The 15,708-nt window shown below is 52.9% G+C and carries 13 protein-coding genes; 12 read left to right on the forward strand and 1 reads right to left on the reverse strand.

Annotated elements, in window-relative coordinates:
• From rpiB to pyrE, 12 genes are all read left to right on the forward strand, one after another.
• Nucleotides 1-450, forward strand: coding sequence for a ribose 5-phosphate isomerase B (rpiB, locus tag OR1_RS11135; RefSeq protein ID WP_041971936.1), 450 nt, complete (start codon nucleotides 1-3; stop codon nucleotides 448-450).
• An 87-nt stretch (nucleotides 451-537) separates the two neighbouring features.
• The gene (glyA, locus tag OR1_RS11140) at nucleotides 538-1,785 is read left to right on the forward strand and encodes a serine hydroxymethyltransferase (protein WP_041971937.1); all 1,248 of its coding nucleotides are present in this window, start codon (nucleotides 538-540) and stop codon (nucleotides 1,783-1,785) included.
• Between the two features lie 4 nt (nucleotides 1,786-1,789).
• Complete coding sequence (locus OR1_RS21590; RefSeq protein WP_082002912.1) at nucleotides 1,790-1,966, forward strand: DNA gyrase inhibitor YacG; 177 nt, start codon at nucleotides 1,790-1,792, stop codon at nucleotides 1,964-1,966.
• A 16-nt stretch (nucleotides 1,967-1,982) separates the two neighbouring features.
• Entirely contained in the window at nucleotides 1,983-3,395 is a 1,413-nt protein-coding gene (gltX, locus tag OR1_RS11145) for a glutamate--tRNA ligase (protein ID WP_041972002.1), read from the forward strand.
• 82 nt (nucleotides 3,396-3,477) lie between these two features.
• Nucleotides 3,478-5,547 (forward strand): ATP-binding protein, encoded by a 2,070-nt coding sequence (locus OR1_RS11150; protein WP_041971938.1) that lies wholly within the window; start codon nucleotides 3,478-3,480, stop codon nucleotides 5,545-5,547.
• Nucleotides 5,548-5,641: 94 nt separating this feature from the next.
• A complete protein-coding gene (locus tag OR1_RS11155; RefSeq protein WP_041971939.1) occupies nucleotides 5,642-6,412 on the forward strand; it encodes an MBL fold metallo-hydrolase in 771 nt (256 codons plus the stop codon).
• 25 nt (nucleotides 6,413-6,437) lie between these two features.
• On the forward strand, nucleotides 6,438-7,733 hold the full coding sequence (gene purB / locus OR1_RS11160) for an adenylosuccinate lyase (protein WP_041971940.1): 1,296 nt from the start codon (nucleotides 6,438-6,440) through the stop codon (nucleotides 7,731-7,733).
• On the forward strand, nucleotides 7,726-8,808 hold the full coding sequence (locus OR1_RS11165; protein WP_041971941.1) for a mechanosensitive ion channel family protein: 1,083 nt from the start codon (nucleotides 7,726-7,728) through the stop codon (nucleotides 8,806-8,808). Before purB ends, OR1_RS11165 begins: the two co-directional genes overlap by 8 nt.
• Nucleotides 8,808-11,798, forward strand: coding sequence for an AIR synthase-related protein (locus OR1_RS11170; RefSeq protein ID WP_041971942.1), 2,991 nt, complete (start codon nucleotides 8,808-8,810; stop codon nucleotides 11,796-11,798). Before OR1_RS11165 ends, OR1_RS11170 begins: the two co-directional genes overlap by 1 nt.
• Before the next feature lies 1 nt (nucleotide 11,799).
• Entirely contained in the window at nucleotides 11,800-12,630 is an 831-nt protein-coding gene (locus OR1_RS11175) for a phosphoribosylformylglycinamidine synthase subunit PurQ (protein ID WP_041971943.1), read from the forward strand.
• Nucleotides 12,631-12,659: 29 nt separating this feature from the next.
• Nucleotides 12,660-14,060, forward strand: coding sequence for an amidophosphoribosyltransferase (gene purF / locus OR1_RS11180; protein WP_041971944.1), 1,401 nt, complete (start codon nucleotides 12,660-12,662; stop codon nucleotides 14,058-14,060).
• Nucleotides 14,061-14,096: 36 nt separating this feature from the next.
• Entirely contained in the window at nucleotides 14,097-14,654 is a 558-nt protein-coding gene (gene pyrE, locus OR1_RS11185; RefSeq protein WP_041971945.1) for an orotate phosphoribosyltransferase, read from the forward strand.
• Nucleotides 14,655-14,824: 170 nt separating this feature from the next.
• On the opposite strand, the gene OR1_RS22760 is transcribed toward pyrE, so the two are convergent.
• Nucleotides 14,825-15,580, reverse strand: coding sequence for a PEP-CTERM sorting domain-containing protein (locus OR1_RS22760; RefSeq protein ID WP_041971946.1), 756 nt, complete (start codon nucleotides 15,578-15,580; stop codon nucleotides 14,825-14,827).
• Nucleotides 15,581-15,708 lie beyond the last annotated feature (128 nt).

The raw sequence follows: 15,708 nt of genomic DNA on the forward strand, positions 1-15,708 counted from the left end.
ATGAAAATCGCTTTGGGCAGCGATCATGGGGGATACCAGCTTAAAGAGGAGATTGTCTTATTCCTCAAAGATCGAGGTATCGAGGTAATGGATGTCGGAACCGATTCGGATGTGTCGGTAGATTACCCGGATTTTGGTGAAAAAGTGGCACGACTTGTTGCCGGCGGCGATGTCGATAGCGGGATTGTGGTTTGCGGCACCGGCATCGGTATTTCCATTGCCGCCAACAAGATTCCGGGAATCCGTGCCGCACTCGTGACCGACAGTTTCATGGCCAGGATGGCCAAGGAACACAACAATGCCAATGTGCTTGCTTTAGGGGGTAGGGTTATTGACCAGTCAAAGGCCTGCGAAATCATTGCCGCCTGGCTTGACTCCACCTTTGAAGGGGGGCGGCACCAGGCGCGCCTGGACAAAATCGCGCAACTGGAAAAGTCATTCTGCAATTAGATTTTAGAATTTGATGCGCTACTATAAACAACACGGGACTAAATGTCCCGTTTGCTTTTTTTACATCGCGTATACAAGGAGAAGGAGATGTCAATTCTAGAGAAATTCGATCCGGAAATCGCTGGCGCCATCAGGCGTGAAACCGAACGGCAAGAGTTCAACCTCGAACTGATTGCATCGGAAAACTTTGTTTCCGAGGCTGTGCTTGAGGCCCAAGGATCTCTGCTTACGAATAAATATGCCGAAGGGTATCCCGGCAAGCGTTATTACGGCGGCTGTCACCAGGTTGATATAGTTGAACAGTTGGCAATAGACCGTGCCAAGGAGCTTTTTGGCGCCGAGCATGCCAATGTCCAGCCGCACTCCGGGTCGCAGGCGAACATGGCAGTCTACTTTGCTGCATGTAAACCGGGCGATACTGTCCTCGGGATGAATCTTTCTCATGGGGGCCATCTGACCCATGGCAGCCCGGTTAATTTTTCCGGCCGCTTTTTCAATATCGTTCCGTACGGAGTATCTCCTGAAACGCAAACCATTGATTATGCAGAGGTCGAGCGTCTCGCCGATGAACACAAACCGAAAATGATCGTTGTCGGAGCCAGCGCTTACCCGCGAATTATCGATTTTCAGGCGTTCCGGAGGATTGCCGATAAGGTCGGTGCGGTGGTAATGGTCGATATGGCACATATTGCCGGTCTGGTGGCAGCCGGTTTGCATCCCAGTCCCGTTCCGTATGCCGAATATGTTACCACCACGACCCACAAGACCCTGCGTGGTCCGCGCGGCGGAATGATCCTTTGCCGTGAGGAGTTTGCCAAAAACCTGAATTCGCAGATATTCCCAGGCATTCAGGGCGGTCCGCTGATGCACGCCATCGCGGCAAAGGCAGTCGCCTTCAAGGAGGCTCTCCAGCCTGAATTCAAGGTATATCAGCAGCAGATAGTGAAAAATGCCAAGGCATTGGCCGGAGCGCTCGTAAAGCGCGGCTTCAAGCTCACAAGTGGAGGCACGGACAATCATCTGATGCTCGTTGATTTCTCCGGAACCGATATTACCGGTAAAGCTGCCGAAGAAGCGCTGGATAAGGCCGGGATCACGGTGAACAAAAACACCGTACCGTTCGAGACCCGTTCGCCGTTCGTGACGTCCGGCATCAGGATCGGTACACCCGCTGCAACCAGCCACGGCCTGAAAGAGCCTGAAATGGAACTGGTGGCCGGTTTTATTGCTGATGCGGTTGCTCATATCGGCAACGAAGATAAACTTGAAGCTATCAAGTCAGAAATCAATAATCTCATGAGGCGCTTTCCGCTGTACGCCCACAGGTTGAAATAGCATCATGGCGCCTGATGTGAATTGCCCCATATGCAGAAGGGCTGTGGTCTGGGAAGGGAATCCCGACCGCCCCTTTTGCAGTAACAGGTGCCGGATGGTCGACCTGGGGGCATGGGCAGCCGGGGAATACGCTGTCCCCTGTGAACAACTACCGGATGACGCCTATCCTGAAACTGAATGATAATTTTGAGGTCAGCATGAACAAGATTCGCCTTCGCTTTGCCCCGAGCCCTACCGGATACCTGCATATCGGCGGTGCCCGCACCGCGCTCTTTAACTGGCTTTTGGCAAAAAAGCTTAAAGGGGTGTTTATTCTTCGTATCGAAGATACCGATGTTGCCCGTTCCACCCAGGAATCGGTTGATGCAATACTTCAAGGGATGGAGTGGCTGGGGTTGGACTGGGACGAAGGGCCGTTCTACCAATCGGACAACTTCCCGCTTTACAAGGAGTACGTGCAGAAGCTTCTTGATGAGGGTAAGGCATACCGGTGTTATTGCACCGCGGAAGAGCTGGAGGCGAAGCGCGAACGGGCAATGAAGGAGGGACGCAAGCCCAAGTATGACGGGACCTGCCGTAATTTGACGGTTGCTGATGCCGGAAGGCCGTCAGTTGTCCGTTTCCGTGCCCCTGAGGAAGGTGTGACCGCGTTTAATGACCTGATTAAAGGTCCGATCTCGTTCAACAATGAGGAGTTGGACGATCTTATCATTGAGCGTTCCGACGGCACGCCGACCTATAATTTCGTAGTCGTAATCGACGATGCCAGCATGGGGATCTCGATGGTCATAAGGGGGGACGATCACATAAACAACACCCCCCGTCAGATCCTGCTCTATGAGGCGCTTGGGAAAGCGGTTCCGCAGTTTGCCCACGTACCGATGATACTTGGCAGCGATAAAACTCGTTTATCCAAGCGTCACGGTGCTACGAGCGTGATGGCCTACCGGGATATGGGATTTCTTCCCGAGGCGATGGTCAATTACCTGGTTCGTCTGGGGTGGAGTTTCGGCGATGAGGAGATATTTTCCCGTGAAGATCTGATTGAGAAGTTCTCAATCGAAGCGGTCGGTAAATCAGCCGGTGTTTTCAATCCGGATAAGCTCCTCTGGTTGAACGCCCATTATATCAAAAATGGCGATCCGGAAAGGCTGGCCGGCCTTCTGGTGCCGTTTCTCAATGAACGCGGGGTGGATCCGGACGCCGGCCCGTCGTTGCCCGCAGTAGTTAAGACCCTCCAAGAGCGGGCGAGGACAATGATCGAAATGGCCGACGGCGCACTCTTTTACTTCCGGGAAGATTATGAGTTCGATGAAGCTGCTGCTGAAAAGTTTCTCACTCCCGAAAGTTCTATTCTGCTGGCCGAGCTGAAGATCCGGCTTTCAGCCCTGGAATCATTTGACGCCGAGACAATAGGAGCCGCATTCAAACAGCTTTGCACCGATATGGGGGTCAAACTCCCACAGGTTGCGCAGCCGGCAAGGGTGGCGTTAACCGGCAAAACAGCAGCGCCGGGTATATTTGAAGTTGTCGAAACTCTCGGGAAGAAAGTAACCTTAACCCGACTGGACCGTGCGGTTGCTGTTGCGAAAAACTTACCTGTTCATTAGCCGGAATAATATATATGGCAAAAGCCAATACTTCCGATAGTATTCCGATTCTTCTTAGTCAAGCCGCATCATGGCGACTGGCATGAAAAACACGCTCAAATTCAGGATAACTTTTTTTTCCTTTATCTTTCTGTTTATTCTCATCTTCTGTCTTTCTGCCATGGAGATAGTCGAGGATAAACGTGAATACGTAAATATCCTTGTCCTTCGCGCCCAGAATATCGGCAATTCCATGAAAAGTTACACGGAAAAGGTTGTCGGACTTGGATTGGAACTGAAAGATGTTTCGGGGATCTCTGAAAAATGCCGTGAGCTTGTCGGCAACAATCCTGAGATTACCTATTGTATCGTCACAGACCCTACCGGTCGTTACCTGTTTCTGAACAATCCTGTTTTTCTCCAGCTTCAACTCAATGACGTCACCAAAACCATAACCACCAAAGACCGCCGTGTCGCAAGGATTATCGGGTCTCCTCACCAATATTACGATACCGTTACCGATGCCTATTCTGCAGACGGGAAGCTCAGTGCAATAATACATGTCGGCTTCCCACTCGACAGTGTATATGCACGCCTGAACACAAAGATAGTCAGGTCGTGTTTTGTCCTGGTTGCCGCCCTTCTCGGGTCATTTTCATTTCTGGTCATATTTGTCAATCGAAGCATCCTCAAGCCGATCGCGTCGCTGCTGGAAGGGGTTAAGATGATTGCCCGGGGGGCATTCGACACGAAGATTGAGGAAGTACCTATCTATGAATTCAACCAATTGGCAAAAAATATCAATTTCATGTCCGAGTCCCTCAGAAGCCGTGACGAGGAGATTCAGCGTAATTATCGCGACTTGGCCGGGACGCATGAAGAACTTCGGGAATCCTATCAGAAACTGGAAAACCTGAGTCATGAATTGGAGCGTTCCGAACATCTATACAAATCTCTTATGGAAGACTCAGGTGATGCCATACTGCTTATCGGCAGCGACGAGATCATTCGCATGGTCAACAAGATGGCCGAGGATCTTTTCGGGTATTCCTCTGCCGAAGTGGCTGGTTTGCAGCTGACCAAGTTATTGCTGCTTCTGAATGTTGAAAACATTCCGCGGATACATGCACTTTTCAGGAAGTCCCTTGCCGGTGAACATGTAAGCGAGGAGATGCAGTTCACAAGGAAAAATGGCGAGACTATCCTTGCCCGGGTAAATATGAGTACCAGCAGAAGCGGCAACCAGTTTGTCGCCCAGGCCATATTCCGGGATATTACCAAGGAACGCGAAACTCTGCTTAATCTTGGGAAAAGCGCTGCAGATCTGGCACGATTGAACAAGATGAAGGATTCGTTCCTCGGCCTGGCATCTCATGAATTGAAGACGCCGCTTACCGTGATAATGGGCTATGCCGAACTGATCATGTCGGATATGGCCGATCAGATCGACAGTACTGTTCTCGAGATGGTGGAAAACATCTCTAATGCCGCTGTACGTCTCGATGCGATTGTCAAGGACATGGTAGATCTGTCGATGATTGACGAAAAGCGGCTCAGGTTGAAACTGGAAGATATTAATATGAACCGGTTGGTGGATGAGGCCGTAAATGAACTAAGGTTCTTTTTCAACATGCGGCACCAGGAACTGGTGGTAAATCTTGACGAATCTATACCACCCATCAGGGGGGACAGCATTCGTCTTATGCAGCTGCTATCCAATGTCTTAGGTAATGCGATTAAATTTACTCCGGACGGAGGGGCCGTAACCGTTACAACTTCGGCAAAATATATTGTCGGCCAGCGGGGTCCGGATATCGGTCATTCGCAGTTGACAGCGGTAACCAACGAGAAGGAAAATCATATTTTCGTTGAAATCACCATCTCCGATACCGGTATCGGTATTGATAGCGAAGATAAGATCCGGATTTTCGAAAAATTTTACGAGGCAGGCAAGATCGAGGAACACAGTACCGGCAAGGTTGCTTTCAAAGCGAAAGGCGCCGGTCTCGGGTTAGCCATTGCCAAGGGTATAGTTGAGATGCACGGCGGAGAAATATGGGTTGAATCAGCTGGATACAGTCCGGAGAAATTTCCCGGTTCTACTTTTCATATTTTGCTTCCCTTGAATCCTCTCGCTGTTGATGCCACTATTGAATACATGAATATCATCTGATTTCTCCTTGAACGACTTGTTGCGTTGATGTATAGATACGTGTTTATTATAGTCGTTTGGACCATTCCCCAAACCCGAACCGGAGATGTTGATTATGAAACTCTGTCTGCTGGCTAGTGGCAGCAAGGGGAACTCCGTTTTTATCGAGGCTGGCGAGACCAGAATCCTTGTCGATGCCGGTTGTTCCGGAAGAGAGATTTGCAAAAGGCTTACCAGCAGGGGACTGGCTTCTGAGTCCATTGACGCGATTGTCGTTACCCATGAACATTCCGACCATATCTCCGGAGTCGGGGTACTGTCCCGCAAGCTCAAGATTCCGGTAATCGTCAGTCATCGAACCCTTGAAGTGACGAACAAGCATTTTGCCGGATGCGAACTGTTTGAGTTCGAGTCTGGCAATCAGTTTGTGTTTCGTGATATTCTTATTGATCCCTTCCCTATAACGCATGATGCCGTTGACCCTGTGGGATTTATTATTGAAAGCACTGAAGGCAGGGCCGGTATTGCGACTGACCTGGGAATTGCCACAAGGCTGGTGCAGGACAAGCTGAAAGGGTGCCGGGCGTTGGTCCTGGAATCCAATCACGACGAAGAGATGCTCATGAACGGCCCTTATCCATGGCATCTCAAGCAACGAATCAGGTCCAGGCATGGTCATTTGTCAAACGCCGAGTCGGTGGAGCTGCTCCGTGAACTTCATCATGAAGCACTGGAAGGGTTGTTTCTGGCCCATCTTTCAGAGGTGAACAACAACCCGGACAAGGCCGTTGCCGCGACAGCGGCTTTTCTCGCCGGACAGAACTCCTGCAATCCGCAACTTTTTGTCGGCAACCAGTATCAGCCAAGCGCAATGCTCACAATCTAATTAATGAGATAGAGAGGTTCCAGCAATGATTCCACGTTACACCCGACCCGAAATGGCCCGAATCTGGGAGCCGGAAAACCGTTTTCGCATCTGGCTTGAGATTGAAACACTGGCCTGCGAGGCCCAGGCCGAACTGGGGGTAATTCCTAAAGAAGTGATTCCGGTAATACGAGAAAAAGGTAACTTTGACATAGCACGCATAGATGCCATTGAATTGGAGGTCAAACACGATGTGATAGCTTTTCTGACCTCGGTTGCCGAATTTGTCGGTCCAGAGGCCCGCTTTATCCACCAGGGGATGACCTCCTCGGATGTGCTGGATACCTGTCTCTCCATGCAGATGGTCCAGGCTGCGGACGAGCTGTTGACAGACCTTGACATGGTTCTCGATTCGATCAGGGCGCGGGCAATGGAACACAAGGATACGGTGTGCATGGGGCGCTCGCACGGCATCCATGCCGAGCCGGTTACCTTTGGGCTCAAACTTGCTTCCTGGTACGCCGAGATGAAGAGGAATCGGGTACGGTTGGCCGCTGCCCGGGAAACTATCGCTACCGGCGCGATTTCAGGCGCTGTCGGTACCTTTGCCAATATCGATCCGTTTGTCGAGGAGTACGTCTGCGGGAAGATGGGGCTCAAGCCCGAGCCGGTCTCCACCCAGGTCATTCCCCGAGACCGGCATGCCGAGTATTTCTGCACGCTGGCAGTTATTGCCTCTTCCATGGAGCGGATTGCCATCGAGATCCGTCACCTCCAGCGGACCGAGGTGCTGGAGGCCGAAGAATTTTTCAGCAAAGGGCAAAAGGGTTCGTCTGCCATGCCGCACAAGCGGAACCCGATCCTTTCCGAAAATCTCACCGGACAGGCGAGATACGTTCGTTCGCTATGTATCCCGGCGCTCGAAAACGTGGCCCTCTGGCATGAACGGGACATTTCTCACAGTTCAGTGGAGCGGTACATAGCCCCGGATGCCACGGTGGCACTCGACTTCTCCCTCCGTCGCCTGAATGGCCTCATAAAAAATCTGGTCGTCTATCCTGAGAACATGATCAGGAATCTCAACCAGATGAAGGGGCTGGTTTTTTCCCAGAAGATACTGCTAGATCTCACCCAGGCCGGAGTTTCACGCGAAGATGCCTACAGGCTGGTGCAAAAGAACGCCATGAAGGTCTGGCAGGAAGGGAAGGATTTCCTCACCGAACTGCTGGCCGATCCCGAAGTCTTCGGCGCATTGGGCGAAGCTCGGATTCGCGAGTCGTTTGACCTGAAATACCATCTGAAACATGTGGACACAATATTCAAGAGGGTATTCGGTGAATAGAATCCTTGATTTCTATCGACTGCAGGAATCGGATAGCCTGTATCTCTTCTGGGTCAAGGAGATCCTGGTAGCATTATTGATTTTTGCCGGATTCTGGTGGTTATCCAAGGTGGTACGTTGGGTCCTGGTCCATGTTGCGCCTCGTTTCACCTCTGTTACCGCAACAGATCTTGACGATCGGATACTCCGGCGGATAACCCCACCCATTTCGCTTCTGGTGGTATTTGCCGGCCTTTACTACGCAATCAGCTACCTGTCATTGCCGCAGAAGGTCCATCTGATAGCCTCCGGTCTGGTGTTTATCTTCAACATCGCTATCCTCACGAATGTGGCCTACCGGTGTACCGACGAAATCCTCGAATGGTATGCCGCCCGTCTGGTTCAGAGGCATGGCGAGGGGATCGACCGGCAGTTGTTTCCCCTTGCCGAGAAACTGGTAACGATATTCCTTGTCGGCACAGCGCTGATAATAGTTCTGAAGCATTTCAACTACGACATTTTATCCCTTGTGACTGCTCTCGGAATCGGCTCCCTGGCCATCGGCATGGCGGCAAAAGATACCCTTGCCAACATGATTTCCGGTTTCACCCTGATGATTGACCGGCCATTCCGGATCGGCGACCGGATTCACCTGAAGGACGGCAATTGGGGCGATGTCGCGGATATCGGGCTTCGTACCACCAAGATCAAGACGGTGGACAATACCCTGTTGATCATTCCCAACTCCGATTTATGCAACACTACGGTCATTAACCAGGCATTTCCGGATATCAGGGCCAAGGGGAAGGTGTCTGTCGGGGTAGCCTACGGCACCGATGTCGAGCTGGCGAAAAAGACCCTGGTGGCGACTGCCTTGGAGATCGACATCGTGCTCAGGGATCCGGCTCCGGAGGCCTATTTTACTTCATTTGGCGACAGCGCCCTCAATATGACGCTATTCTTTTGGGTAGCGGATTATACCAAGGCGTTCGTTGCCACTGACTTGATAAACGAACTGATAATTAAAAGGTTTGGCGAAGCGGACATCGTATTTCCGTTTCCAACCAGGACCATTTACCTTCATAAGGAAGACTGATGGCACACCGAATCGAGATTGCACTTGGGGAAGATGTCAGAGATGCCCGCGGAGAGCGGATATGTGATGAAATATCGCACTTCCTCCATCTCCCGGTTCATGAAGTCAGATCGATAGACGTCTACACCGTGGACGCCGAACTATCCCGCGATCTTCTGGAAAAGATCGCTGCCGGTCCTTTCTGCGACCCGGTTATTCAGACCTGGACCGTTGATCGACCTCAGGGGAAAGACTTTGATTTTGCGGTTGAGGTCGGATTCCGCCCGGGAGTTACCGACAATGTCGGGAGAACCGCACGTGAAGCGGCCGAATACCTGATTCCCCGCCCATTTTCTTCTGAAGAAGGGGTCTATTACTCGGTCCAGTATTTGATAAAAGGGGATCTGCAGCAATCAGACGTCGAGAAGATTGCCAGCGGGCTGCTCTGCAACACACTGATCCAGCGCTATGCCGTTGTTTCTTCTGCCGAATTTGCCGCCAAAAGGGGATTCCCTGCCTATGTGCCGAAGGTGTCCGGTGAAACCAGGGCCGAGGTTCGGGAGATCGATCTGGAGGTCTCGGACGAAGAGCTGCTGCGGATCAGCAAGGATGGCGTTCTCGCCCTGACTCTGGAGGAGATGAAGATCATCCAGGGGCATTATCGCGACCCGAAGGTCATCGAGATGCGCCGCAGCCAGGGGCTCGGGGCCAAGCCAACGGATGTTGAGCTTGAATGCCTTGCCCAGACCTGGTCGGAGCACTGCAAACATAAGATATTTGCCGGAACGGTACACTACGAGGATGAAAACGGCAACCGCACCGAGATCAAGTCGCTCTTCAAAAGCTTTATCCAGCGGACTACCAAAGATGTTCGCGAGAGGCTGGGCAACCGGGATTTCTGTCTCTCGGTATTCAAGGACAATGCCGGTGTGATTCGATTCAACGATACTCATTCGCTGGTTTTTAAGGTCGAAACCCATAATTCCCCGTCCGCGCTCGATCCTTACGGCGGAGCGCTGACCGGGATCGTCGGGGTCAACAGGGATCCGTTCGGTACCGGCCAAGGCGCAAAGCTGATCTTCAATACCGACGTATTCTGTTTTGCCGACCCTTTTTACGACAAACCGCTGCCGGCGCGGCTGCTTCATCCGCGTCGCATCTATGAAGGGGTCATCGAAGGGGTGGAACACGGCGGGAACAAGAGCGGCATCCCCACTGTCAACGGTTCTATCGTCTTCGACGAGAGGTTCTGCGGCAAGCCGCTGGTTTTTTGCGGTACTGCCGGTCTGATGCCCGCCGAGGTCAACGGTCGCCCCGGGCACGAGAAGAGCATTATGCCCGGCGACCTGATCGTGATGTCCGGCGGCAGGATCGGCAAGGACGGCATTCATGGCGCTACCTTCTCGTCCGAGGAACTGAACGAGAACTCGCCGGTTACAGCCGTCCAGATCGGCGATCCGATCACCCAGAAGCGTATGTTCGATTTTCTGATCCGTGCGCGCGACAAGGGTCTCTACCGGTTTATTACCGATAACGGTGCCGGCGGGCTGTCGTCATCCATCGGTGAGATGGCGGGCGAATGCGGCGGGTGTCGTATGGATCTTGCCAAGGCGCCACTCAAATACCCAGGGCTCAACCCATGGGAGATACTGATCTCCGAGGCACAGGAACGGATGTCTCTTGCTGTGCCGCCTGAAAAGATCGATGAGTTTATGGCCATGTCGAAGCGGTTCGGCGTGGAGTCTACCGTTCTGGGAGAGTTTACCGACACGGGAGTTTTTCACATCCTTTTCGGCGACAGGACGGTTGCCTCGCTCCCGATGGAATTCATGCACGAAGGGCTTCCGCCGATGCAGCTTCCGGCAAAGTGGACCCCGCCGGTCCATACAGAGCCGGTGCTGGAGGGAAAGGCCGACTATGCCGACGATCTGCGGGCGCTTCTTTCTTCCCTCAATATCTGCTCAAAGGAATCTGTTGTAAGGCGTTATGATCACGAGGTTCAGGGGGGCTCTGTGGTCAAGCCTTTTACCGGCGTTGCCAACGATGGTCCGTCCGACGCAGCGGTGGTAAGGCCGATACTCGACTCCTTCGAGGGGGTGGTGACAGCACATGGCATTTGCCCACGTTATTCGGATATCGATACCTATCACATGACTGCCAACGCCATTGATGAGGCGTTGCGCAACTATGTTGCTGTCGGCGGTTCTCTGGAACTGGTTGCCGGTCTCGACAACTTCTGCTGGTGCGATCCGGTTCTGTCGGAGAAGACTCCGGACGGTCCTTACAAGATGGCTCAATTGGTCCGGTCGAACCAGGCCCTGTACGATCTCTGCCTGGCTTACAACCTGCCGCTGATCTCGGGCAAGGACTCTATGAAAAACGATTTTTACGACGGTACGACCAAGATCTCCATTCCACCGACGCTCCTGTTCTCGGTGATCGGCAAGATGGATGACAGCCGCAAGGCCGTTACCATGGATGTTAAGAGGCCGGGGGACCTAGTATACCTGCTCGGCAAGACTGCTGATGAACTCGGCGGGTCCGAGTTCCTGGCCATGAAGGGTTTGGTCGGCAATAAGGTCCCAAAAGTAGATGCTGAAAGGGCTTATCGCCGATATAAGGCCTATCACGAGACGGTGATGGCAGGAACTGTCGCATCATGTCACGACCTCTCGGATGGCGGACTCGCCGTGGCTGCGGCAGAAGCGGCTTTTGCCGGAGGGTTCGGCATCTCAATGGATCTTGCCAAGGTGTTATGGCACGGGGACCAGGCTGGGAGAAACGATCTCACTCTCCTGTTCAGCGAGTCCGCATCGCGTCATCTTGTGACCGTCCGTCCGGACAGGCGGGGGGAATTTGAATCGCTCATGAGCGGCAACTGTTTCGCCTGTGTGGGTGTGGTAACGGCGGAGCCGTTGCTTGCGATTATTGGCCTGAACGGGTCCGAAGTGATCAAGGCAGGACTTGCCGAGCTTAAGGAATCCTGGCAGAATACATTGAGGGAACTCTGAAATGTCGGATAAAACACGTGCAATAGTAATAACCGGAAACGGCACCAACTGTGAAACGGAGGCGGCGCATGCCTGCCGCTTGGGTGGTTTTGACGAAGCGGTCATAGCCCATATCGCTGAAATCCTGTCCGGAGAGATAACTTTGGATGACTTCCATTTTTTGAATCTTACCGGCGGGTTTTTGGACGGCGATGACCTGGGGAGCGCCAAGGCCCAGGCCAATCGCCTTACCAACGCCAGGGTTTCCGGCACCGGAGAACGGCTGGTGGAACAGTTCATCCGGTTTATCGATAATGGCAAGCTGATCCTCGGGGTCTGTAACGGGTTCCAGCTAATGGTCAAAATGGGGATGCTCCCGGCTCTGGACGGCAATCACCTGAACCAGACCGCGACCCTTACCCACAATGACTGCGGCCGGTTCCAGGACCGGTGGTGTTACCTGAAGGTTGATGCCGATTCTCCTTCCATCTATACCAAAGGCATAGTGAACGGGATCTACCTGCCGGTCAGGCATGGCGAAGGCAAATTTCTCTGCACTGACCAGGACACCATGGGCCGGATCGAGGCCGGACATCTGTCAGTTCTGAAGTATGCAGATGAAAAATTCCAGGCGCCGACCATGGATTTCCCCCTTAACCCCAACGGTTCACAGAATGCCATTGCCGGCCTGTGCGATCCGACCGGACGTCTTATGGGGCTCATGCCGCATCCCGAGGCCTTCGTCCATTATACCCAACACCCCAGATGGAGTCGCGAACAGCTCCCCGAAACCGGGGATGGCTTGATTCTCTATCGCAACGCAGCAGAGTATGTTCGAAACAATCTTGTGTAACCATGATTCATCAACCAAGAAAGGGTTATATGAACCTGTATCGGCCTGAAGAAGAGTGTGGCATTTTCGGAATATATAATCATCGTGAGGCGGCAAACCTTACCTATCTGGGTCTTTATGCCCTGCAACACCGCGGGCAGGAATCTTGCGGGATCGTATCTTCGGACGGACAGCGTTTATATTCCCACAAGAGCATGGGTCTGGTGGCCGATGTGTTCGGTAATCCGGAGATTTTCCGCAATGTTCCGGGTGATTCAGCCATCGGCCATGTGCGGTACTCCACCACCGGCGATTCGGTTTCGAAGAATATCCAGCCGATATTGGTGAATTACTCTCGCGGTGCAATCGCGGTCGCTCACAACGGCAATATTGTCAACTCCCAGCTGATCAGAGCCGAGTTGGAGGCATGGGGCTCTATCTTCCAGACTACCATGGATACTGAGATCATAGTCCATCTCCTTGCCGCTTCTAAGGCCAGCAGCCTGGAGGATCGGGTTGTTGAAGCTTTAAACAGGATCAAGGGGGCTTACTGCCTCCTGTTCATTACTGAGACCCGCATGGTGGCGGTGCGTGATCCGCACGGTTTTCGTCCGCTGTGCCTGGGGAAATTGGGCGAGTCTTACGTCGTTGCTTCTGAAAGCTGTGCCCTCGACCTGATCGAGGCCGAGTTCATTCGCGAAATCGAGCCGGGCGAGATGATTGTCATTGGCCGCGGCGGAATGACCTCGCTCTTTCCGTTCAAGAAGGTCAAGACCTCCCAATGCATTTTCGAGCATGTCTATTTTGCCCGGCCGGATTCATTCATCTTCGGCCGGAATGTTTATCAGGTCAGGAAGGAGCTGGGTCGGCAGCTGGCCAGGGAACATGCAGTCGATGCCGATATCGTCATCCCAGTGCCGGATTCCGGGGTGCCGGCTGCAATGGGGTATGCCGAGGAATCCGGAATCCGTTTCGAACTGGGACTGATCAGAAACCATTACGTAGGCCGGACATTCATCGAGCCTGCGCAGTCGATCCGGCATTTCGGTGTCAAGATCAAGTTGAACCCTGTCCGCGAGTTGTTGAAGGGGAAGAGGGTTGTGGTTATCGACGATTCGATCGTCCGTGGCACCACATCCCGCAAAATTGTGAAGATGGTTCGTCAGGCCGGCGCCAGCGAGGTCCATATGCGGATTTCGTCTCCTCCCACCAGTTATCCCTGCTATTACGGCATTGACACGCCGAACCGGAAGGAGCTGATCTCCTCTTCGCATACCCTCGAAGAGATTCGGCGCTATATTACCGCAGATTCTCTCGGGTATCTATCCTCTGAAGGATTGCTGACCGCTGTGGGCGGAGATAAGGAATCGTTTTGCCATGCCTGTTTTTCCGGCGTTTATCCGATAGGATTTCCCCGACTCGGCCCTGAGCCGCAACTCGACTTATTCTAGTTTCGGATACTAATATTCTTAAAGGAGCAAGAAGAGATGACCGACCGTGAACGACTGAAGCAGATCATTATGGAGCTGTCCTATGAAAAGAGGAGGGTGACCCTCGCTTCCGGAAGAGAAAGCGACTTTTATTTTGATGGTAAGCAGACGACACTTCACGCCGAAGGGGGGTTTCTGGTTGGGAAACTATTCTACCAGGCTGCCAGGGAATTCGCCGGGGTGCAGGCAGTAGGCGGCATTACCCTTGGCGCCGACCCGATTGCCACTGCCACATCTGTTGCCGCCCTGCTGGATGGCAATCCTTTGCATGCGTTCATCATCAGGAAGGAGCCAAAGGGGCATGGCACCGGGCAATGGCTTGAGGGGCGCAAAAATCTTCCCGCCGGGACAAAAGTGGTGATTGTCGAGGATGTGGTGACCACGGGCGGCTCCTCCATGAAAGCGGTCCGGAGGGCCGAAGAAGAAGGGCTGAAGGTTTTGGGGATTGTTGCCCTGGTCGATCGTGAAGAGGGGGGGCGCGAGAACATCGAAGCGGAGGGGTACTCCCTGAAGGCAATTTTCGGCCGCCGGGAGTTGACCGGCGATGCAGTCTGACCTGGATTTGTCAGTAGTCGCCTGCAATTGCTCTCCATTATGGCTGTAATGAACAAAAGACTAATCGGCACTTCGTCGTAATTCGACTGGAGTGCCGATTTTTATATATGTGAACCATAAAAAAAGGGCGATCATTTGATCGCCCTTTCTGTATTGGCTGCATGTTCGGATTAAGCGCGCTTCTTCCTTCTCCAGAAAGCCAGGCCGGCAAGGCCGCCGCCAAGGAGGAGCATGGTGGAAGGTTCCGGAACGGTCGGGGTGACGCCTGGATCGATGATCTGATCAGCTGCGCCGAAAGTAAGGTTGTCGATCCCGAATCCGGCAGGCTCGTTGCCGGTGATGAAGAATGAGATGCCGGAAATGATGTTTGCCCCGGTCGAGTCGGCAAGGCCGTAAAATTCGATACCGAGCTGGGTATTGGTGATGCTCCCCAGGATGTTGCCGTTGATATCGTAAGCCTCGATGGTTGTGCCGCCTATCGCGTCAAAATAGCCACCGGACAGCCCGACTCCGGCAACAGGCTGGCTGAACAGTACGGAAATCGGACCGTTGAAAATGGGAGAGCCGCTGAGCACCGGTGATGTCGGCGCTGCTCCGTCACCCACGATCTGGGTCAGGGGAGCATTCGGATCAAGTGCAAGCGGGCCGTTCGGCGAATGATCGGTCAAGGTTACCGGAGAGCCGCCCGCAGCCTGACCGACAAAATTACCACCAAAGCTGACCGTCAAGTTTCCGTAACTGGGAAGGCCGGTGAATGTGTATACCGGGTTTGTGGTATACAGCGGCTTTTCGCTAAAGGTGATAACCGAGGCGAGCGGGGAGAATGACCCAGGTCCAAGATCCACCAATGCTGCCTGGGCTTTTGTGGCCATTGCTGCTGTTAGCAGCAAGCCGCATGCGAGAAGAGTAATTAATCGCGATTTCATATTGCCTCCATTTGTTGAGATTCAACCGTAAGAAGCAGGATATATGCCATTGGCAAATAATGCTTTAGTATTAAGCTGATATGATACATAAATATATACTAATGCAAAAAATGTTTATTCTGTGTAAA

The sequence above is a fragment of the Geobacter sp. OR-1 genome (assembly GCF_000813145.1).
Classification (GTDB): domain Bacteria; phylum Desulfobacterota; class Desulfuromonadia; order Geobacterales; family DSM-12255; genus Geoanaerobacter.

Coding starts and splice junctions, on each gene's coding strand:
- rpiB (WP_041971936.1), top strand. CDS start 1: ATGAAAATCGCTTTGGGCAGCGATCATGGGGGATACCAGCTTAAAGAG.
- glyA (WP_041971937.1), top strand. CDS start 538: ATGTCAATTCTAGAGAAATTCGATCCGGAAATCGCTGGCGCCATCAGG.
- OR1_RS21590 (WP_082002912.1), top strand. CDS start 1,790: ATGGCGCCTGATGTGAATTGCCCCATATGCAGAAGGGCTGTGGTCTGG.
- gltX (WP_041972002.1), top strand. CDS start 1,983: ATGAACAAGATTCGCCTTCGCTTTGCCCCGAGCCCTACCGGATACCTG.
- OR1_RS11150 (WP_041971938.1), top strand. CDS start 3,478: ATGAAAAACACGCTCAAATTCAGGATAACTTTTTTTTCCTTTATCTTT.
- OR1_RS11155 (WP_041971939.1), top strand. CDS start 5,642: ATGAAACTCTGTCTGCTGGCTAGTGGCAGCAAGGGGAACTCCGTTTTT.
- purB (WP_041971940.1), top strand. CDS start 6,438: ATGATTCCACGTTACACCCGACCCGAAATGGCCCGAATCTGGGAGCCG.
- OR1_RS11170 (WP_041971942.1), top strand. CDS start 8,808: ATGGCACACCGAATCGAGATTGCACTTGGGGAAGATGTCAGAGATGCC.
- OR1_RS11175 (WP_041971943.1), top strand. CDS start 11,800: ATGTCGGATAAAACACGTGCAATAGTAATAACCGGAAACGGCACCAAC.
- purF (WP_041971944.1), top strand. CDS start 12,660: ATGAACCTGTATCGGCCTGAAGAAGAGTGTGGCATTTTCGGAATATAT.
- pyrE (WP_041971945.1), top strand. CDS start 14,097: ATGACCGACCGTGAACGACTGAAGCAGATCATTATGGAGCTGTCCTAT.
- OR1_RS22760 (WP_041971946.1), bottom strand. CDS start 15,580: ATGAAATCGCGATTAATTACTCTTCTCGCATGCGGCTTGCTGCTAACA.